Origin of the sequence: Chitinophaga parva (assembly GCF_003071345.1) — a bacterium.
GTDB classification, from domain to species: domain Bacteria; phylum Bacteroidota; class Bacteroidia; order Chitinophagales; family Chitinophagaceae; genus Chitinophaga; species Chitinophaga parva.
On the sequence record NZ_QCYK01000001.1, the window covers coordinates 217293 to 238482 of the forward strand.

Below are 21190 nucleotides of genomic sequence, written 5' to 3' on the forward strand. Positions count from 1 at the left end.
CGCAATGCGTTTTAAGCGTACTAAAGTTGAACCGGGTCATTGTCGTTCAGGTCCTGGAATCCGGTAACGACCAGCTTTTCGCCGGCTTGCAGCCCGCTTTTCACTTCCGCCTTATCATTGTAAGTACGGCCTATTTCTATCATGCGGCGCTTGGCCACCAGGCCTTTACCTTCCTGCTGGGCCACCAGTACGTAAGGTTTGCCCAGGGAGTACTGGATCACGCCTACGGGCACGATGATAGCCGCGGGGGCCTGGTAATCCACGATCTGGATCTGGGCCACCATATTGGCTTTCAACGCGGCATCCGGTGCCAGGGCCACTTCCACGCGGATGGTGCGGCTCAGGGGATCGATGGTTTGCGCGGCAAAGGTGATCTTGTTTTCAATGCTTTTGTTGATATCCGGGAAGGTGACCTTCACACGGTCGCCGGTGTGTACGTGGCCGGCGTAGGCTTCGGCAATGTTTGCCACTATTTTCAGGTTATTGCTGTTCACCACGCGGAAGGCTGGTGCGCCGGGTTGGGCCAGGTCGCCCACTTTGGCAATTACGGCATCCACGGTGCCGCTGATCGGCGCCACAATGCGGGTTTGGTTCATCTGTTCCTGCAGCGTGCCCATGCGGCGTTCCAGGCTTTCCTTCTGTGATTTCGCGTTCAGGTATTGCACTTCAGACCCGATCTGTTGTGACCAGAGGTTCTTTTGTTTTTCATACAGCGTATTGGCCAGGTCCAGCTGTGTATTCAGCTCGGCCATGTTGGCTTTCAGTACCTGGTCGTCTACCTGGGCCAATGTCTGTCCCTGGCTTACGTGGGTACCTTCTTTCACAAAAATGCTGGTGATGGTGCCGGGAGTGCGGGCAGATACGTTCACATTTTCACGGGCATCTACAGCGCCCTGCACATCAATGTAATGGGTGAAGGTGGTATCGGCCAGTGTCAGTACGGCCACGTTCTTGCGTTGTACACTATCTTTTACGTTGAGCTGTTTTTCCAGGTCAGCGATCTCTTTATCGATCTTGGCTTTTTCGCTTTTCAGTTTTTCCAGCCTGGCAGCATTATCTTTTGTTTTATCGCCACCACCGCAGGCCGCGAGCAGGATTACCAGGGGGATGATGTAAGCACTTGTCTTCATAAGTTCAGTGTGTTTTGAGGGGTGACGGTTAGAGTTTACCATTTGCTCTCAGGTAATCAATCTTGGCCACCACGGCATTGTATAAAGCGGTGAAATAATTGTTCTGTGAGGTGAGCAGGTCATTTTCTGCGGTGGTTACTTCCAGGCTGGAACCTACGCCCTCCCTGTATTTAACCTGGGTAGTATTATAAACGTTCTGGGCCAGCTGCATGTTCTTTTCCTGTGCCTGCAGGGTCAGCACATTGTTGCGGAAGCTGGTGGCAGACTGTTCGCGCTCCAGGTCTATGGCCAGTTTGGTGTTTTCCAGGCTCACGTCAGATTTGCGCACATTCAGTTCCGCCTGTTCCACCTGGCGCTTGCGTTGCAGGCCGGAGAACAGGGTTACATTCATGCTCAGACCCAGGGTCACATAACCATACCACATGTTATTCTGGAAGTAGTCGAATTTATTACTGCCGCGCAGGGTACCGCCGGTACCAAAGAGGGACAGGCTGGGCAAGGCTTTCAGTTTGTAGCGCTTCAGGTCATACTCGTTCACCTCTTTCTGGGTCTGGGCCAGTTGGTATTCAATGCGGGATGCGTAGCTGAAGGTATCGGTCACCAGCTCGGCCGTCACGTTCTCTACCGAGAGCGTATCTGTGAGCAACAGGGGCTGTTGCAGGGGCATGCCCATCTGGAATTTGAGGGCAGCCAGGCCTATTTCCGTAACGTTTTGCAGCTTGATGGCTTCCGTTTGCAGGTTGGTGAGCTGCACGGTAAGGCGGTCCACATCCAGTTTTTCGGCCAGGCCGTTCTGGTAGGTCACGGTCACATCGTGCAGGTTCTTGCTGAACATGGTGATGTTCTCGTTGAGAATGTTGAGGGCTTTACGCGCATTGAGCACGTTATAATAAGCCTTGTACACATTCACCTTCACATCTATTTCCGCACGGGTTACGTTGCGCGACACCAGTTCCTCCAGCGACTTACGGGCCTGCAGGGCCACCAGCACGCTGGGGTCAAAGAGCACCTGGGTAAGCTTGAACTCACCGGTTACGTTGTGCTTCAGCTGGAAGGCCACGTACTGGTAAGTACCCATGGGAATGGAGTCGGAGAAGTTGTGCAGGTCAAACGCAGATTTCTGCAGGATGGGGCTGTACTGGTAGTTACCATCTGCCGTGAGGGTAGGCAGCGCCAGGCCGCTTACCTCTTTGTTCTTGGCCAGCTGGATGAGCTGGTCCAGCCGGGCCGTTTTTACCGCAGCCTGGTTAGCTATGGCATAATCCACCGCGGCGCGGGCCGAGAGGGCCAGCGTGTCTGTGGCAGACGGTGCCTGGCTTTGCGCGGAAGCGGTTGTCCAAAGCATCATGGCGCACAAAAAGCACATGAGCGTCCTTTGTGTTAACATCATTCCTGTGATTTATTATTTGTTGTTCGTAAGTGTGTGCCGGTAATGTTCGATCAATTGGTACCCTTTCGGGGATGCTACGCCGTATAAAAAATGTTCCACCAATACCTTTTGTATTTCCCACATATCCATGTGCTGCAGGTTAAAACGTTCCACCTCCAGGCAGAGCGTCATGGCCAGGGTCCTGAAATGTGGCAGCACTGTCAGATTGAGCGCAGGGCGGTACAGTCCTTCCCGGATGCCCCGTTCCAGGTTCTGCCGCACCATGGTGTTCATATAACCGTCTTTATGATCCTGGAACAATGCAAATGCGGATGGATGGAACTTCTGCAGGTCGGACATGATCACGGGATTGATCTCGCCGTACTGCTCATGCATCAGCAGCATTACCAGGAATAATTCTTCTATTGCGTTGTCTGCTTTTTGTGGTAAATGCGTGGATGCCGATCTGATGTGGTTTAAAAAACGGTCGATAGCCTGGACCACCAGGTCGTTCTTGTCCGTAAAGTGTGCGTACAGTGTTTTCTTTGAAATGCCCAGTTTCATGGCTATGTCATCCATGGTAATGGAGCGTGTCCCATACTGGCGGAACAAACCAAAAGCGGTGTCCAGGATTCTTTCGGGTACTTCCATGCGATAGGTTTGGCATATACCTCTCTTCAGGTACGGAACAAAGCTAATGGAAACTTTCATCAAACCAAAAGTTTCCGGCATTTTTTCGGTAAAACCAGGGGCTGCAGCAGGTGAATGGCGTAATTTTACCGTGAATACGCTACTATGGCTTCAAAATTTACGTTCAACGCGCTCACGACAAGATTACTCCGCTATTTCTTCCAGGGCCTGCTTATCCTTGCTCCCATAGGCATTACTGCCTTTGCTATTTACTGGGGATTCCAGACTATTGATAACCTGCTGCCACTGAACCTGGTGCCAGAGCACACACCGCTGTTTTTCCTGCGCTACAAAGGGGTAGGGTTTGTGATGGTGCTGTTCCTCATTGTGCTGGTGGGTTATCTCAGCTCCTCCTTCATCCTGGGCCGCCTGTTCGATCTGTTTGACCACGCGCTGGAACGCACACCTTTCGTGAAGTACATTTATTCTTCCATCAAGGATGTATTTGATGCGTTTGTAGGGGAAAAGAAAAAGTTCGACCATCCGGTGCTGGCGCAGATCTATGGGGAAGATGTGTGGGAGGTGGGATTCATTACCCAACAGGATATGAGCGCATTTGGCCTCACGGACTACATGGCCGTGTACTGCCCGCAATCGTACGCCATTGCCGGCAAAGTATATTTAGTGCCAAAACATAAAGTGAGATTACTGGAAAACATTACCGCCGCGGAGGCCATGAAATTCGTGGTATCCGGCGGGGTCACCACCGGGCATGTACATGGAACGGTACTGAATCCCGAGGGCCAGGAGGTCACGGAAGATAAGTCATAACAAAAAAGCGCCTGGTTGCTGCCAGGCGCTTTTTTGTTGCAGGATGCGCTGCTACAACTGTTCCGCTGCTGCAAACGACTTGCGGAAGGTACTGCGGTAATAGCTGGGCGATATTTTCAGGTGGCGCATGAAAGTGCGCCGCATGGACACCAGGCCTCCCAGGCCACATTTTTCCGCTATCTGCTCCATGCTCAGGTCAGAATCTTCCAGGTACTGGCGGGCCATGTCCACCCTTAATTTTTCCAGGTACTTGGCAGGTGTCATTTTTGTTTCCCGGAGGAATACGCGCGCAAAATTACGCGGGCTCATACTCACCTTGGCGGCCATCATTTCCACCTTCACCTCTTCGGCAATGTGCTTGCGCAACCATTGGTGGACGCGGCCTGCCAGCGGGCTTTCCTGCTCAAACCCTGGCAGCAGGTGCCCATACTGCAGCTGCCCGCCGGGCCGCCGCAAATGCAGCACCAGGCGGCGCGCTACCTGCAGGGCCAGTTCGTGCCCCAGGTCTTCTTCCACCATGCCCAGTGCCAGGTCTATCCCGGATGTAACACCGCCGGAAGTATAGATCTTCCCGTCTTTTACATAGAAAGGACTGCTATCTACCTGCACTGTAGGAAATTCAGCAGCCAGCTTACCGCACACCTCCCAGTGCGTGGTGGCATTGCGACCATCCAGCAGGCCGGCACGGGCCAGGGAAAAAGCGCCGGCGCACACGGAGCCCATGCGCTGCACATCGCCATACTGGGCGCGCAGCCATTCGTAAAACGCCGGGGGTATCTTGGGCGAAGTACCGCCTACGATCAACGTATCAATGGGAAAATCAATTTCCATTGCACTCATCTCGCACAGCACCGTAACCCCTGACGCCGTAACCACCTGCCGGCTGCGCGTGGCGGACGCCAGTAGCACGCGGTAGGGTGGATCAGCAGGGTCCTTTATCTTGGACGCCATGGTAAATACATCGCTGGGGCCGGCCACGTTGAGCAGTCTGGCATCGGGTACGGCCACCAGCACGATGGTCTTTGTTTTCCGGGAGGGTTTACGGGTTGCCATGGCACGAATTTACAACAGGCTTACCAACTCTGAGATCCGGTTGGAGATCCCTACTTCATTATCATACCAGGCCACCACCTTCACGGTTTTCTGGATGCTGCGGGTCAGCGTACCATCCACAATGGAAGAATGGGTGTTGCCCAGGATGTCTGAAGAAACGAGGGGCTCTTCGGTGTATTCCAGGATGCCTTTGAGGGCGCCGTTGGCGTATTTTTTAAAGGTTTCGTTCAGCTCCGCTGCACTTACGGCGCGGGTGAGGTTCACAGTAAGGTCTACGATAGAACCGTCTATCACCGGTACCCGGTAAGAATAGCCATCCATCTTGCCTTTGAGGTTGGGCAGCACTTCGCCAATGGCTTTTGCTGCACCGGTGCTGGTGGGAATGATGGAGTGCGTAGCGGCACGGGCGCGGCGCAGGTCGCGGTGGGGCGCATCCTGCAGTTGCTGGTCTGCCGTGAAGGCATGCACGGTGCTCATGAAGCCACTTTCAATACCATATTCTTTATCAAGGATCTGCAACACGGGCGCAATGCTGCCGGTGGTGCAGGAGGCAGTGCTGTAAATATTATCGCCACCTATCAGCTCATTGTTCACCCCATGCACAATGGTCTTTACACCACCGCTGGCGGGCGCGGTGATCAGCACTTTTTTAGCACCGGCACGGATGTGGGCTTCTGCCTTGCTGCGTTCTGTAAAGCGGCCGGTGGACTCTATCACTACATCTATGTCCAGTGCTTTCCAGGGCAGCTTTTCGGGGTCTTTTTCACTGAGAAAACGGATGGGCTTCCCATTCACGGTAAGGCTGTTTTCGCCTGCTGCAATGGTGCCGGGAAAACGGCCATGTGCGCTGTCGTACTTGAGGAGGTGGGCCAGGGTGGCGGTATCGGTAAGGTCATTCACGGCTACTACTTCTACATCTTTGTCCTGGAGGGCACGAAGGGTCATGCGGCCAATCCTGCCGAACCCATTGATAGCTACTTTCATGATTTGTCTGTTTTATACACCAAATTTACAAAAACTGCCACGTGGCTGCAATGACAGAAAATATACAGATCCTGCCAACCTGTAATTTTTCAATCCATTAACGAGTTATTAAGATCCGGGTCAATGCAATAGCCGTTATTCGCAGTAATTAAACACACCTGCTTATGTTATCCCGTGCATTGTTTGTACTGTGCTGCTGCCTGTTGCCCGCAAATGCCCTGTGCTGGGGTTTCTTTGCGCACCAGCGCATTAACCGGATGGCAGTATTTTCCCTACCGCCGGCCATGCTGGCGTTTTACAAGCCGCATATTGATTACCTGACCAAACATGCCACGGACCCGGACCAGCGCCGCTATGTGGTGGCGGGGGAGGCGCCCCGGCATTTTATCGACATTGATCATTACGGGCCACCGCCTTATGCAGCCCTGCCCCACAGCTGGAAAGCGGCGGTGGAATGTTATAGTGCAGATACCCTGAACAAATATGGCATACTGCCCTGGCACCTGGAACGCATGCTGCAGCAGCTTACCAGCGCGTTCATCGCAAAAGACGGAAAGCGGATCTTAAAGCTCTCGGCAGACATTGGCCACTACGCAGGCGATGCCCATGTGCCGCTGCACGCCAGCAGTAATCATAACGGCCAGCTGAGTGGGCAGGAAGGCATTCATGCCTTGTGGGAATCCCGCATCCCGGAACTGTTTGCCGATGCACAGTTCAGCTACTGGGCAGGGCAGGCACAATACCTGGAGGCTCCCCGCGATTTCATCTGGGCTGCAGTGCTGGGCAGCGGGCTGGCGGCAGATACCGTGCTTAAGGCCGAGCAGTTGCTGCGCGGGCAATACCCCGAGGCGGCACGTTATGCCATTGGGTTCCGGAAAGGGACATTAACAAGGGACTACGCTTACGACTATACGAAAATGTACAATGCGTTACTGGGTGATATGGTGATGCGGCGCATGCGGGCATCCATGCTGGCGGTGGCCAGCCTTTGGTATACGGCGTGGGTGAATGCAGGACAACCGGATCTCAGGGGTTTAGCGGTTTAGCGGTTGTTTACCGGCAGCCATCATTGGTCGCGCTGCTGCTGTGAAAATTTACCTGCAGCCTTCATCCGCTTCCTTGTTGCTGTAAAAATTACCTGTACCATCATTCGCTTGAACATGCCCGCAAAAAATAAGTTGAAACGTTTATCCGGATAACGTGTACGGGCTCATTTACCATCGCGGCTACCACACAGGCAGTAACAATTATAAATAAACCTTCAACTATTACGTTCACGGGTGGGGGCGCGTTCATTTTATATACACATTATCAATATCATAAATGTGTCATATAGCTTTTTCAAAGAATACTCTATCTTTGTTTCACTGTCACACTTTAGCCAATCCTTACACCATCTCAATTGCCCCGGTTACCGCAAGCCCGGGTCTAATATTTTTGCTATTTCCTCTGAAAAACCAAACAACGTGGAACAAAATAACGAAGCATTTAACCTTGACCGCAAAATGAAGGTGCATAACTTTAACGCCGGTCCTTCTGTATTACCGAATGAGGTATTATACAAGGCCAGCAAAGCGCTTATTGACTTTGAAGGGTCCGGCATGTCTATCCTGGAGATAGGTCACCGTACCCCGCCCTTCGTAGCCGTGATTGAAGAAGCCCGCAGCCTGGTGAAGGAACTGATGCAACTCGATGACGACTTTGAAGTACTTTTTCTGCATGGAGGCGCCAGCACCCAGTTCCTGACCGTGCCTATGAACCTGCTGGAAAGCGGGGAAACAGCCGCCTATACCGACACCGGCGTATGGTCTTCCAAGGCGATCAAAGAAGCAAAATTGTTTGGCTATGTAGACGTGGTGTCCAGCTCCCGCGAGCGTAATTACAACTACATCCCCAAGGACTTTACCGTGCCCGCACAGGCAAAATACCTGCACATTACCACGAACAATACCATTTACGGTACCCAGTGGCATCACATCCCAGAAACCGATGTGCCCCTGGTAGCCGATATGAGCTCTGACATCCTGAGCCGCACCATGGACTTCAACAAGTTTGCCCTCATTTACGGCGGCGTGCAGAAGAATATGGGCGCAGCCGGTGCCACCGTGGTATGTGTGCGCAAGAGCATCCTGGGTAAGGTGAGCCGCAACATCCCATCCATGTTGGATTACCGTGTGCATATTGAGAATGGTTCCATGTTCAACACCCCGCCCGTATTCCCCATCTATATCTCCATGCTTACCCTGCGCTGGCTGAAGGGCCAGGGCGGTGTAGCTGCCATTGAAAAGCTCAATGACCGGAAAGCGGCCCTACTCTATGGAGAGATCGATGAGAACCCGCTGTTCCGCGGCACCGTGGTCAAAGAGGACCGCTCCAAAATGAACGTATGCTTTGTGATGGACAAACCGGAACTGGAAGAAGAATTCCTGAAATTCACGAAGAAAGAAGATATAGTAGGCATCAAAGGCCACCGCAGCGTAGGCGGCTTCCGTGCCTCCATTTACAACGCCCTGCCGCTGGAAAGCGTGGAAGTAATGGTGGAAGCCATGAAATACTTCAGCATGAAAAAGGCGTAAAGATTTTTCAGATTAACCACTATGTTTTAACGGCGTCCTTCTGGGCGCCGTTTTTTTGTACCCTAACAAGAAGGCCCCGGAGAACCGGGGCCTCGCTTTGATACAGTTTATGTACATGCACACTTATTCTGTGCGCAAGCTCTTCACCGGGTCCGTAGTGGCGGCACGGATGGCCTGGTAACTGATGGTGCAGATGGTAATGACCAGTGCCCCGCCTGATGCCAGCAGGAACACGCCGGCGCCCAGGTGGATGCGGTAATTAAATTGCTCCAGCCAGTGCTGCAGCAGGAGCCAGGCCACCGGTACAGCCAGTAAGCAACTGCCACCCACCAGGACTAAAAAATCTTTGCTCAGCAGCATCCACAACTGCCATACCGTAGCCCCCAGCACCTTGCGGATGCCAATTTCCCGCGTGCGCTGTGTGGCCATGTAAGTGGCCAGGGCAAAGAGGCCCAGGCAGGAAATAAGGATGGTGAGCCCGGCAAATACCGCTGCCAGTGTGCCTACCAGGTTTTCCAGCTGGAACTTGCTGGCATAGTCCACATCCACAAAATGATAGCTGTAAGGGAAACCAGGGTTATATTTTTCAAAAATGGGCGTCAGGCGGCGGATGGCCTCCACCGGCGATACCTTGTCAGACAGGCGGTACACCACATAGCTCCCGCCCCACTGGTGCTGGAACAGGGCCGGCGCCACCGGTGCATAGGGCGATTCCATGATGGCGTTTTTCACCACGCCAATGATGGCCGCTTCCTTCATTACCGGGCCGTGATCACTGCCTACGTAATACCGGATCAGCTTTCCTACCGGGTCTTTCAGGCCCATGGCCCCCAGGGCCGCCTCATTCACAATTATTTTAGCACTGTCTGCATCAGGATCGAGGCCATTGAAATTGTGGCCTTCTTTCATGGACATACCCATGGTGCTGAAGTAATCATTATCCACGCCAATGATACCGGTGCCCAACAGGTCGGCCGTTACCTTGCCTGGCCAGCTGCCTATCATGGTATGGCTGTCTACCCAGGTGGCGCCACTGCCAAGGGCCACATCTTCCACCACGCCGCTGGCCAGGAGGTCTGCGCGGAGGGCTTTGTAATTTTTACTCAGGTCGGCAGTATTATCGGTGGAGACCAGGCGCACGGGATCGTACCCTTTGGGGCGGCGCTGCGCGTGGCGGATCTGCTGGTAAATAATAACGGAGGCAATGATCAATGCCACGGAGCTGGCAAACTGTAACACCACCAAAGCCTTGCGGCCCACGGTGCTGCCCTCCCCTGTTTTGAAACTTCCCTTCAGCACCTTTACCGGGCGGAAGGCAGACAGGTAAAAGGCGGGGCGGCTGCCGGCCAGTACGCCGGTGATCGCCATGTAAAGTCCCATGCACACCCAGAACCAGGCGCTGCCGAAGGGTATGGCCACCTCACATTCCGCCAGTTTATTGAACCAGGGCAGCACTACCTGCACCAGCAACAGGCCAAACAGGAAGGCGATCACCGTGAGCAAAAAAGATTCGATAAGGAACTGGAAAATGATCTCCCGGCGGCCGGAGCCTACAGCCTTGCGTACACCCACTTCGCGCGCACGTTTGTCTGACCGCGCCGTAGCCAGGTTCATGAAATTAATACAGGCAATGAGCAGCACCAGGAACCCGATGAGGGAGAACATGCGCACATAATCGATGAAGCCACCGGTATTGACGCCGTTCTTAAATTCAGAAAACAGGTGCCAGCGGCTGGCGGGATGCAGGAAAGTGATGAAGTCCTTCATATTTACATCGCCGGAAAGCCGGTACACATGCGCTATCTGGTCATTCACTGCCTCCAGGCTGGCTCCCGGGCGCACGCTGGCCCACATGCGGAAGGAATTATTGGGCCACTGGGTACGGGCTCCCTGCATCCAGCTGCGGGTACGCTCCAGGAAGCTGAAGGGTACCAGGTAGTTGAACGTCACGGAGGCATTGGAAGGAATGTCTGCCAATACGCCCGTAACCTTCATATCATATTGGTTATCCACCTTCACCATCCGGCCAATGGGATCTGCGTCCCCAAACAGGCTTTTGGCGTTGCTGGCGGTGAGTACAATGCTGTTGGGATCTTTGAGGGCCAGCTCCCGGGAGCCCGCTATCATGGGGTAATCCAGGATGCGGAGGAAATCCTCCCCTACGCCCATTCCAAACTGGGATATCTTCTTATCGCCCACGATCAGGCTACTGGCTTCCGGCCAGTTGCTTTCCGCTACGCGTTCCACACCGGTCACTTTTTCCAGCTCGTTTTTTACGGCCAGGGACAGGGCTGCCTGGGTATGCACGTTGCCGCCGCCACTCATGGTCACCATTACTTCGCTGGCGTGGGCGTGCCCGGGAAAGAACTGGTCGTAGCTCAATTCATACCGTATCCACAGGCCGATGAGCAGGGCCACGGCCATGCCCAGTCCCAGGCCAAAGATGTTGATAGCGCTGTAACCCTTGTTGTGCCAGAGACTGCGCCAGCCTATTTTAAAATAATTCAGCCACATGTCTGAAAAAGTTTGCGTGTAAAACAATACGAAGCCCGCTTTGCAAAAATTTAAAAATAACGGTGCCAGAGCAACCATTAAAAATATACCAATTCCGAACCCCTATCAAAATCAAGCTTCTACGCATTTTAGCCGTCTTGCCTTGTCCGCTTTCAGTACAGCATTTGTCTGATTGTGAACAGAATAGGCGGAAAAAAGCTGTGGGCTTTTGCTATTTTTACGGCTCACCAGTCTTTTACATACCGATCATGGCGATTATTCAACCGTTCAAAGGGCTCCGTCCTTTACCAAATCTGGCTGCGCAGGTAGCCGCCAAACCGTATGATGTGCTGAGCGCCGCCGAGGCAAAGGAAGCCGCCCACGGAAACCCTTATTCTTACTACCACGTTTCAAAATCAGAGATCGATCTGCCGGAAAACATTGACAGCCACAGCCAGGCGGTATACGACAAGGCGGCGGAAAACCTCCGCGCCATGATAGCTGCCGGCACCCTGGTGCAGGATGCCATACCGTGCTACTATATTTATAAACTGGTGATGGATGGCCGCTCCCAGACCGGCCTGGTGGCCGCATCTTCCGTGGCTGATTATAACGCAGGCATTATCAAGAAACATGAATTTACGCGCCCGGACAAGGAACTGGACCGCATCAATCATATCAAGGCCACCCAGGCCCAGACAGGCAACGTATTCCTGGCGTATAACGACGTACCGGAAGTGAACAGCCTCATTGACCGCTGGACGGCGCAGCATACACCGGCCTATGAATTCACCGCGGAAGACAATATCCAGCATACCGTATGGGTAGTGGACGATGCCAACGTGGTAAACGAGATCACCCGCCTGTTCCAGGTAAAAGTGCCCTGCACGTACATTGCGGACGGGCACCACCGTGCCGCATCTGCCGGCCTGGTACAAAAGGAGTATGCCGCCAAGGGTTCCCTGGCTGCAGACGCCCCGGTGAATTATTTCCTGACCACCATTTTCCCCGCCAGCCAGCTGGCCATCATGGATTACAACCGCGTGGTGAAGGATCTGAACGGCCACACGCCGGCCGGGTTCCTTTCCCTCCTCCAGTATGATTTTGATGTATTTGAAGTAGGCCATACGCCCAAGAAGCCCAATGCCCTGCACGAATTTGGTATGTACCTGGGTGGCCGCTGGTACCACCTCATCGCCCGGGAAGGCACCTATACAACAGATCCCATCGGCGTACTGGATGTGACCATCCTATCCAACAATGTGCTGGACAAACTGCTGGGCATCAAGGACCAGCGCACAGATAAGCGCATTGACTTTGTAGGCGGCATCCGCGGCCTGGGAGAGCTGGTAAAACGCGTGGACAGCGGGGAAATGCAGGTAGCTTTTGCCCTGTATCCGGTGACCATCCAGCAGCTGTTTGACATTGCAGACAGCGGCAATGTGATGCCTCCCAAGAGCACCTGGTTTGAGCCCAAACTCCGGGATGGCCTTATCACGCATTTGATCGGGTAAGCGGAAACCGCTACCATGGCTCATTCCAACGCAGATTCAACTTTCTTTTTCATAAACGGCGGCCAGCTTTGGGCCGCCGTTTTACCCTCCGGGCCATTTGGTATTATTATTGGTGAATGGGCGCGGAACAGAAATACCTTATTTTTGACAGCAAACGACAGCGAAAAGGAATGATAATGCGGTCTTCTTTATTGAAAACACTCATGGCCGGGGGCTTGCTCCTCCTGCTGGCGCAAGGCACCATGGCCCAGAGCCAGGACCCGGCAGAATTATTTAACACCGCACACAGTTTCCTGGTAAGCGGTGATTATAACAACGCTGTGCTGGTGCTGAACCAGCTCCTGCAGCAGGAGCCGGACAATACGCAGTACAAAAAGGAGCTGGGGTTTGCTTATTACCTGAAGGGCGATATGAACAAGGCCCGCAGCATTATTGATCCCCTGATGGACAAGAAAGATGCGGACATACAGACCTTCCAGATAGCAGGCAACATAGCCCAGGCCAGGGCCGATGTAAAAAGCGCCCAGAAGATCTATGACAAAGGCCTGCGCCGCTTTCCCAACAGCGGGGAGCTGAATAATGAGAACGGGCAGCTGCAGCTCAAGCTCATGATGAACGATGCGGCCATCAAGAGCTGGACCACCGGCATCCGCGTAGATCCCAACTATCCCGGGAATTACTACAACGCCGCCCGCGCCTATTACTACATTGGCAAAGAGCCCATCTGGGCCATCGTATACGGTGAGATCTTCCTAAACCTGGAAAGCTACACAGACCGCACCGTGGAGATCCGGGAGCTGGTACTGGATGCTTACAAGAAACTGTTTTCCGATCCTACCCTGTTTAACGCGCCGGAAGCGGATGCGGTGAGCAGTGGCAAAAAGAGTAAACGCAACCGCGACGGGGAAGAAGACTTCCTCACGGCCTACAAAAAAACCATTTCCAAACAGGCCCTGGTAGTGACCACCGGCATAGAACCCGAATCGCTGGTAATGCTGCGTACCCGCTTCCTGCTGGACTGGTATGGTTTCTACGCCGTGAAGTTCCCCTTTGCCCTGTTTGACTACCAGCAGCAGCTCCTCAAAGACGGTCTCTTTGATGCCTATAACCAGTGGATCTTTGGCCCCCCGTCCAACCAGTCTGCCTTCCGCTCCTGGGCTAACCTGCACAAGCCGGAATATGATGCCTTCATCAAGTTCCAGCGCGATAACCCGCTGAAGCTGCGGCCGGAAGAGTATTATGGGAGGTAAAATTGTAAACGATATTGAAGCTTATTAACAGAGGGCGGCCACGATGGCCGTCCTTTTTGTTGGGGAATATCGGTAATACAGGCCGCCATGTACGGTACCTTGTACACTGTACATTGTACCCTTTTCCTTAAATTACACTTCTAACTCCACGTACATGATCAAGCACCAAAACATTCTCGACGCCGCAGTGAAGGCAAACCAGGCGCGTGGTTTTCACGCACAATACCCGGAACATCCGAAAGCTTATGGGGAAGCCGCTCCCGTCCAGGGGGAAGCTGAATTTAACAATGCACTGCGCCAGCCTTTCAAAGAACTGCTCCAAACCGGTGAAGGCCACTGGGGCGGGGACGAAGTTTCGCCTTACACGCAGGAAAAACTGGGTATTACCTACCCGCTTTTTACGGCCGACATCCTGGTAAAAAATGCACAGGCAGCGGCCGCCAAATGGCAGCATACGGATGCAGGCACGCGGGCCGATATACTGATAGAAAGCCTGGAAGCCGTGTCCGGCCGGTTCTTTGCCATTGCACACGCCACCATGCATACCAGCGGGCAGCCGTTTATGATGAGTTTCCAGGCCTCCGGCCCCCATGCAAATGACCGTGCCCTGGAGGCCATTGCCCTGGGCTACCAGGAACTGAGCCGCTATCCCAGCCACCTGGTTTGGGAAAAGCCCATGGGTAAAATGAGCGTAAAACTGGACAAGCAATTCAAAGCCATTCCCAAAGGCATAGGCCTGGTGATAGGGTGCAGCACCTTCCCGGTGTGGAACTCCCTGCCGGGCATTTACGCAAATCTCATAGCCGGCAATCCCGTGATCGTGAAGCCCCATCCCGGCGCCATCCTGCCCATTGCCATTGTGGTGGCTGCCATCCAGCGCACGTTGCAGGCCCACGGGCAAGATCCGCAATTGTGCCAGCTGGCGGCTGATACCGCAGCACAGCCCATCACCAGGCAACTGGCAGAACACCCTGCCATAAAACTGGTAGACTACACTGGCGGCAGCGCTTTTGGCGCTTATGTGGAAAGCCTGGCGGGAAAAACGGTATTTACAGAAAAAGCCGGTGTAAACTCCGTGATCATCGATTCCGTGGCAGACCTGGACGCGGTGCTGCAAAACCTCGCATTTTCCGTAAGCCTCTACTCGGGGCAAATGTGCACCGCCCCGCAGAATATTTTCATCAGCAGTGCCGGCGTGCGCAATGCCCTGACAGGGGAAACGGTGAGCTATGGCGATTTTTGCCAGCGTTTCAGCGATGCCGTGCAAAGCCTGGTAAACAACCCTAAAATGGGCGCTGGCACCCTGGGCGCCATCCAAAATAAAGCTACCCTGGAACGCGCTATGGGCGCGGATAAACTGGGCGGCACCGTACTGCTGGCCGGCGGAGCCGTGGCCAATGAAGCGTACACGAATGCCCGCAGCTGCGCACCCAGCCTGATCCAGGTAGATGGCAAGGACCAGCAGGTATTTGAAAACGAGCTTTTTGGGCCGCTGGTATTGCTGGTCAAGACCCGCGACACGGCAGACTCCCTGCGCCTGGCCAAGGGCCTGGCGGAAAAGCATGGGGCCATTACCTGCGCGGCTTACAGCACAGACCCGGCCGTGAAGGAACGGATCGTGGAGGAGATGAACAGCGTGTTCACGCCCGTGTCCCTGAATTTCACCGGTCCCATCTGGGTGAACCAGCATGCGGCGTTTTCGGATTTCCATGTTACCGGTGGCAATCCTGCGGGTAACGCCAGTTTTACAAACCCGGACTTCATCACCCGGCGTTTTGTGTGGGTTGGCAACAGGGAAGTGATTAATTAGCCCTAATTTTGCTGTACAGTTTCCAATATCCCCACACGCCCTATCCCGCGGCGGGTGCAAACTCCAGATCCTGCAAAACGGCAAAAACTAACGACGATGCATATACGACACGTACTTCCGGCTTTATTGCTCCTTTTTACACTGGGCGCCTGCCAGCAAGCGCCCCAGGCAGATGTTGCATCTGTGACCACGGCCCAGGCTGTGGCCCCTACGGAAGGCGCCCGCCTTACGCTGGACACGGCCCACAGCCAGGTGGAATGGGTGGGCACCAAGCCTACCGGCAAGCACCATGGCCGTTTTAAACTGAGCAGCGGTACCCTTTACATGACGGCAGACAGCGTAAGCGGCGGCCATTTTGTGATCAATATGCGGTCACTGGAGAACATAGACCTGCTGTCAGATACGACCATGAAAAACAAACTGGAAAGTGAGCTGAAAGGCTCCCAGTTCCTGGATGTGAACCAGTTTCCCGAGGCTACGTTCGATGTTACGGGCATCAGCCGCTGCCTGCCGGGCAACGGGGATGGGCTGATCATGAAAGACGCCACTCATATTGTAAAAGGCAACCTTACCATCCGCCAGGTAACCAAGAACATTAGCTTCCCCGTGAAAATAGACATTGCCAAACAGCACGTGATCACGGATGCGAACTTCAACATTGACCGTACGCTCTGGGGCATGACCTACCGCACGGATAAGTCCATGCAGGATAAACTGATCAATGCAACGGTGAATATCTCCCTGCACATTGTGGCCAACCGTTAGGCCGGTGCAGCATTACAGCAAGAGGCTACAGGTTTTCCCTGCAGAGGGACGGCCTGTAGCCTTCCTGTTTTTAGAAAGCTTTGTTAAATCCTTGCGGGGAAAGGGTTTCCGCCCGGTTCAATTTATGCACAGGGCTTGGCAGATACAATAATTTATTTAAATTTATAATACACGTTATGAACCTACACCTTAACCAATAACCAAGGAAAGGCAAATGTGTCTTCACCTAACAATCAAAACATGCATCAACCCGAACGATTATTTGATGTAACCGCCTTCCAGCAGGAACATTTCCCGAAAGAAGATATGCTGGCGGCAAAAGTGAACGGAGCCTGGGTAAAACATAGCACACAATCTGTGATTGACCAGGTGAACAAACTCAGTTCCGGCCTGCTGCAACTGGGCATTGGCCCCGGCGATCTAACGCCGGAAGGGCAGGATAAGATCAGCATCATTTCCCAGAACCGGCCGGAGTGGATCATGGCCGACCTGGCCGCCCAGCAAATTGGCGCCGTGGTAACGCCCCTCTACCCTACCATTTCCGAGCATGAAATAGAATTTATGCTCACGGATGCACAGGTGAAGATCGCTTTTGTAAGTGATAAAGGCATTTACGAAAAAATAGCCCCCCTGCTGGGTAAAGTGCCCTCCCTCCAGCACGTTTTCTCTTTTGATAAAATAGAAGGCGTACGCCACTGGAGCGAGGTGGCTGCTATGGCGCAAGACAGCGACCAGCCTAAGATCCAGGCCATCAGGGATAAGATCACCCCGGAGCACCTGGTGTCTATCATCTATACCTCCGGCACTACCGGTACGCCCAAAGGCGTGATGCTCACTCATCATAACGTGATGAGCAACATTGAAGCCTGCCAGCCTTACCTGCCGGTGAACCCGGACGCCCGCGCCCTGAGCTTTTTACCGCTCAATCACATTTTTGAGCGCATGGTGTCTTATCTCTTTATCCGCGCCGGTGTAACCATTTACTACGCAGAAAATATGGACACCATTGCAGACAACCTGCGCGAGGTAAAGCCCACCATTTTCACCACCGTGCCCCGCCTGCTGGAAAAAGTATATGAAAAAATCATGTCCAAAGGCCTGGAGCTGAAAGGCATTAAACGCGCCTTGTTCTTCTGGGCGGTGAACCTGGGCAAGGAATACGAGATCAACAAACCGCTGGGCGGCTGGTATAAATTCCAGTTGTCCATTGCCAATAAACTGGTGTTCAGCAAGTGGCGGGAAGCCCTGGGCGGGCGTGTACAGGCTATTGTAACAGGTGCTGCCGCCTGCCAGGTACGGCTGCTGCGCATCTTCACCTCCGCCGGCATTCCCATTCTGGAAGGATATGGCCTTACTGAAACGTCTCCTGTGATCAGTGTGAACCGCTTCCAGGTGGAGGACCGCATGTTTGGCACCGTGGGCCCCATTATCAGCAACGTGGAAGTAAAGATCGCGGAAGACGGGGAGATCCTTTGCAAGGGGCCTAACATCACGAAAGGTTATTACAAACGCCCCGACCTTACAGATGCAGCTATCACGGACGGTGGCTGGTTCCATACCGGCGACATCGGCATCCTGGTGGACAACAAATTCCTGAAGATCACGGACCGTAAAAAGGAACTGTTCAAAACCTCCGGCGGCAAGTTTGTGGCACCCCAGCCGATTGAGAACAAGTTCCGCGAGTCTATTTATATCGAGCAACTGATGGTGGTGGGAGAAGACCGTAAATTTACCGGGGCGCTCATTGTACCGTCTTTCCACAACCTGAAAGACTGGTTCCAGAAAAAGGGGCTGCCCTGGCCGGGCAACGAGCAGGCGGTGACCATGCCGGAAGTGCAGGCACTGTACCAGCAAACGGTGGATAGGTATAACCAGTTCTTCAGCCACATAGAGCAGGTAAAAAAGTTCCGCCTGCTGGCCAATGAGTGGACGGTAGACACCGGTGAGATGACGCCTACCCTGAAACTGAAGCGCAAAGTGATCCAGGAGAAGTATAAGAACGAGATTGAGCAGATTTATGCCCAGGCGTAGGGATATTTTGGTAAAAACGTGTATTTTTGCCGGCCTTCCCGGGTAACCAGGGGAGGGAATTGGCCCGGTAGTTCAATGGATAGAATAGGAGTTTCCTAAACTCTAGATACAAGTTCGATCCTTGTCCGGGCTACGGAAAATAGAAAGGCAATGCTCATTCAACGGGCATTGCCTTTTTGCATATAGCCTCAATACCTAAAGGGGAATCTTGGCGCTAAGACTTCTATCCCGGATGATTGGCTTAAATTTCATAAATTCAATATCCCGGCCCCTGTTTTACTAAAGTAGATACCCTGTAGATAACCAATCTATACCACCCTAAAATTTGTTTATGATTGTTATTGTAAAAAAGCGCGATGTGATTTAATGCCACTTTTCTCACCCGGGAGTATTTCTGATGTATTATTCAAACTGGAAATGGATAAGATTAAATACATAATGGTTACAAACTGGGATGGTCATTGGGACAAGTTTAAATCCCCGGTTCCAGGCGTGCAAAGCACCTTATTTACACAAAGCATGATTAAAGACCCAGCCCTTGCAAAGGGGCCATGGGAAAGAAAGGTGCCTACGTTATTTATTAAAAAAGACAGGCACAATAACTTTGAAAGGGCCTGGCGTGGTATTGCCGATAACTTTGCGCCAGACATTTACAAAGACCAACCTGCAGTACGATTTGAAGTGCTTTTGCAGGAAGAAGTAGTATGCCCTCTTGATATACAAAGTCATCGTGTCGGCTGGCATTTGAATAAGACAGGTTTCCCTTTGGCAACAGTAGCCGAAACGGGTTTGTTAAGGCCTCCCTTCTTTTCAAAAATGCAAAATTGTTCCTGGAATGATTTTGAACAATACTGTTTTTATCTGCTCCGCAGCATTGGCATAAATGACCTCCATACGATTGCTCAACAATCACAGAAAGGCCAGGCAGACGGGTTCTTTGACCTTCCCTACTTAAGTGTCATTTAAGATGCAACAATAGATACAGACTTTTTGACAACGAAGGATCAACAGATCAAAAACTACATCAACCAATTAAGTGCGGAGAAAATAAATTATCAATACAAGACGTACACCATAAAAGATAAGCCCAAGCAGGTCTGGCTGATTACACGGGGCCCAAAAGTGTCTGCAATAGGAACGGTGGATCACATTAAGATCAAAGAGGTCCCCTACACAAAACTTATTGAGATCTATGATATGCGCCTTTCAGAAGAAATTGGCACGGATGAATTGACAGACCTCTTAAAAGATTTAAAGTAAGCGCTACCGGTGCAGGGCAAGCGATCTACAATATCTCCCACCCTCATCCGTCTCCCCTTACATGCACATCAAACAATACACGCCCGCCCGCTTCACCGCCACCTTTATGCCCTCCCGGGAGCTCTCCGCCCAGCTCCGGGGCGATACCTCCCAATTTTTCATCCTCCCCCTGGAAGCCATGTACCAGCATGTACACGCGGCCGTACCGCCCAGCAAAGGCACATCCCACAACTGCCTGCTCCTCACGGAAGGCAGCGCCAGCATGCAGGTAGGTGGCGGCCACTATACGATCCACCCCGGCGACATCCTCTTCGTGCCCGCCGGCCAGGTGTTCTCTTTTCCGCATGGCGAAATCAACAAAGGCTATATCCTCAGCTTCCATGACGACTTCCTGCAGGGAAAATACGGCAATGCAGACCTGGCCCCATCCTTGTCTTTCCTGCGTGGCTGGGGCCCGCCCTGCATACACCTGGATGAGCAAACCTATCAATTCGTACTGCACATTTTTGAGCGCATGTGGCAAGCCTATGCCACACACGGCATTCAGCAGCCGGATATCCTGCAACCTTACCTGGTAGCCATGCTCTGCGAGGTAAACCGCGCCGGTGTAAATACACAAGCCCTCACAACATCTGCGGCGCACCAACTTGCGCAGCGTTTCACAGCACTGCTGTTTGACAACCTCTCCCGCACACACGCCGTGGCAGACTACGCCGCCCTATTGCACGTAAGCCCGGGCCACCTGCACAAAGCCGTGCGTCAAGCCACCGGCAAGCCACCCACCCGCTGGATAGACGAAGCCATCCTCCTCCAGGCCAAAGCCCTGCTACGGCAATCAGATGCGCCGGTAGCGGAAGTGGCAACCGCCGTAGGTTTGTTGGATCCTTCCTATTTCACACGCCTCTTCAAAAAGTATGAAGGCATTACCCCCAGCGCTTTCCGCAGGCGGGTCACTGCACCAACAGAAATATCCTGAAACAGGCGGGTTTTGTCCTGCTGGCAGCGGGCTATCCATCGCAGCTTTGCAGCATGTACGTATTCCTGCTTTTCTTACACAATGCGCTTCGCTGGCTGGTACTTGCCAGCCTTGTTACGGTCTGCTGGCGGGGTTTCCGGGGTTGGTGGGGCCGCAGATCTTTTACCGCACTGGATGAACGCATCCGCCATATTACCGCCACCATTGCGCACTGCCAGCTGGCGATCGGTTACATTCTTTACTTCAATAGCCCGGTGGTGGCCTATTTCCGGGCGCATGCAAACGAGGCACTTCCCTCCTTTGCATTCCGTTTCTTTGGCATTATTCATATTGCGTTGATGACATTGGCCGTCATCGTGATCACCATCGGCGCCTCCATTGCGAAGCGCCGGCAGGAGGATGCAGCCAGGTTCCGCATCATGGCCATCTGTTGCACGCTGGCATTGCTGATCATCTTTTGCGCTATTCCCTGGCCATTCTCCCCGCTGGCACAGCGGCCTTACTTCAGAAACTTTTAA

19 protein-coding genes and 1 tRNA gene are annotated in these 21190 nt (G+C 53.1%); 14 read left to right on the top strand and 6 right to left on the bottom strand.

Annotated elements, in window-relative coordinates; genetic code table 11:
• Positions 1-20 precede the first annotated feature (20 nt).
• The 3 genes from DCC81_RS00925 to DCC81_RS00935 are packed head-to-tail and all read right to left on the bottom strand — an operon-like array spanning position 21 to position 3150.
• Positions 21-1130 (bottom strand): efflux RND transporter periplasmic adaptor subunit, encoded by a 1110-nt coding sequence (locus DCC81_RS00925; RefSeq protein ID WP_108686426.1) that lies wholly within the window; start codon positions 1128-1130, stop codon positions 21-23.
• Between the two features lie 28 nt (positions 1131-1158).
• Positions 1159-2520 (bottom strand): TolC family protein, encoded by a 1362-nt coding sequence (locus DCC81_RS00930; protein WP_108684720.1) that lies wholly within the window; start codon positions 2518-2520, stop codon positions 1159-1161.
• Positions 2521-2532: 12 nt separating this feature from the next.
• Positions 2533-3150: a TetR/AcrR family transcriptional regulator gene (locus DCC81_RS00935; protein WP_165806385.1), complete on the bottom strand. Its 618-nt coding sequence runs from the start codon at positions 3148-3150 to the stop codon at positions 2533-2535.
• 144 nt (positions 3151-3294) lie between these two features.
• On the opposite strand from DCC81_RS00935, the gene DCC81_RS00940 reads away from it, so the two are divergent.
• A complete protein-coding gene (locus tag DCC81_RS00940; protein WP_108684722.1) occupies positions 3295-3960 on the top strand; it encodes a DUF502 domain-containing protein in 666 nt (221 codons plus the stop codon).
• Between the two features lie 51 nt (positions 3961-4011).
• Here DCC81_RS00940 and DCC81_RS00945 read toward each other — a convergent pair whose 3' ends face one another.
• Both DCC81_RS00945 and gap read right to left on the bottom strand, forming a co-directional pair.
• Positions 4012-5013, bottom strand: a complete 1002-nt coding sequence (locus DCC81_RS00945) for a GlxA family transcriptional regulator (RefSeq protein WP_108684723.1) — start codon at positions 5011-5013, stop codon at positions 4012-4014.
• Positions 5014-5022: 9 nt separating this feature from the next.
• Positions 5023-5997 carry a type I glyceraldehyde-3-phosphate dehydrogenase gene (gap, locus tag DCC81_RS00950; protein WP_108684724.1) on the bottom strand — a complete coding sequence of 325 codons (975 nt, stop codon included), beginning with the start codon at positions 5995-5997 and terminating at the stop codon, positions 5023-5025.
• Positions 5998-6161: 164 nt separating this feature from the next.
• Here gap and DCC81_RS00955 point away from each other — a divergent pair, with 164 nt between their 5' ends.
• Together DCC81_RS00955 and serC are read left to right on the top strand one after the other, a co-directional pair.
• Positions 6162-7043 carry a zinc dependent phospholipase C family protein gene (locus DCC81_RS00955; RefSeq protein ID WP_133177492.1) on the top strand — a complete coding sequence of 294 codons (882 nt, stop codon included), beginning with the start codon at positions 6162-6164 and terminating at the stop codon, positions 7041-7043.
• Positions 7044-7463: 420 nt separating this feature from the next.
• Entirely contained in the window at positions 7464-8573 is a 1110-nt protein-coding gene (serC, locus tag DCC81_RS00960) for a 3-phosphoserine/phosphohydroxythreonine transaminase (RefSeq protein ID WP_240612862.1), read from the top strand.
• A gap of 123 nt (positions 8574-8696) precedes the next feature.
• Here serC and DCC81_RS00965 read toward each other — a convergent pair whose 3' ends face one another.
• Complete coding sequence (locus DCC81_RS00965) at positions 8697-11087, bottom strand: ABC transporter permease (RefSeq protein WP_108684726.1); 2391 nt, start codon at positions 11085-11087, stop codon at positions 8697-8699.
• A gap of 248 nt (positions 11088-11335) precedes the next feature.
• Here DCC81_RS00965 and DCC81_RS00970 point away from each other — a divergent pair, with 248 nt between their 5' ends.
• The 11 genes from DCC81_RS00970 to DCC81_RS01015 all read left to right on the top strand — a co-directional run bounded on the left by DCC81_RS00970 (position 11336) and on the right by DCC81_RS01015 (position 21190).
• A complete protein-coding gene (locus DCC81_RS00970; protein ID WP_108684727.1) occupies positions 11336-12580 on the top strand; it encodes a DUF1015 domain-containing protein in 1245 nt (414 codons plus the stop codon).
• A 15-nt stretch (positions 12581-12595) separates the two neighbouring features.
• Complete coding sequence (locus DCC81_RS25460; protein WP_165806386.1) at positions 12596-12754, top strand: hypothetical protein; 159 nt, start codon at positions 12596-12598, stop codon at positions 12752-12754.
• 2 nt (positions 12755-12756) lie between these two features.
• Positions 12757-13830, top strand: coding sequence for a tetratricopeptide repeat protein (locus DCC81_RS00975; protein WP_165806387.1), 1074 nt, complete (start codon positions 12757-12759; stop codon positions 13828-13830).
• 154 nt (positions 13831-13984) lie between these two features.
• The gene (gene paaN / locus DCC81_RS00980; protein ID WP_108684729.1) at positions 13985-15640 is read left to right on the top strand and encodes a phenylacetic acid degradation protein PaaN; all 1656 of its coding nucleotides are present in this window, start codon (positions 13985-13987) and stop codon (positions 15638-15640) included.
• A 96-nt stretch (positions 15641-15736) separates the two neighbouring features.
• The gene (locus tag DCC81_RS00985; RefSeq protein WP_108684730.1) at positions 15737-16405 is read left to right on the top strand and encodes a YceI family protein; all 669 of its coding nucleotides are present in this window, start codon (positions 15737-15739) and stop codon (positions 16403-16405) included.
• A gap of 240 nt (positions 16406-16645) precedes the next feature.
• The gene (locus DCC81_RS00990) at positions 16646-18436 is read left to right on the top strand and encodes an AMP-dependent synthetase/ligase (protein WP_108684731.1); all 1791 of its coding nucleotides are present in this window, start codon (positions 16646-16648) and stop codon (positions 18434-18436) included.
• Positions 18437-18497: 61 nt separating this feature from the next.
• A tRNA-Arg gene (locus DCC81_RS00995) sits at positions 18498-18569 on the top strand.
• Between the two features lie 284 nt (positions 18570-18853).
• The gene (locus DCC81_RS01000) at positions 18854-19402 is read left to right on the top strand and encodes a hypothetical protein (RefSeq protein WP_133177493.1); all 549 of its coding nucleotides are present in this window, start codon (positions 18854-18856) and stop codon (positions 19400-19402) included.
• 24 nt (positions 19403-19426) lie between these two features.
• Positions 19427-19696, top strand: a complete 270-nt coding sequence (locus DCC81_RS01005; RefSeq protein WP_108684733.1) for a hypothetical protein — start codon at positions 19427-19429, stop codon at positions 19694-19696.
• 61 nt (positions 19697-19757) lie between these two features.
• A complete protein-coding gene (locus DCC81_RS01010; protein ID WP_108684734.1) occupies positions 19758-20672 on the top strand; it encodes a helix-turn-helix domain-containing protein in 915 nt (304 codons plus the stop codon).
• Between the two features lie 53 nt (positions 20673-20725).
• Complete coding sequence (locus tag DCC81_RS01015; protein ID WP_108684735.1) at positions 20726-21190, top strand: hypothetical protein; 465 nt, start codon at positions 20726-20728, stop codon at positions 21188-21190.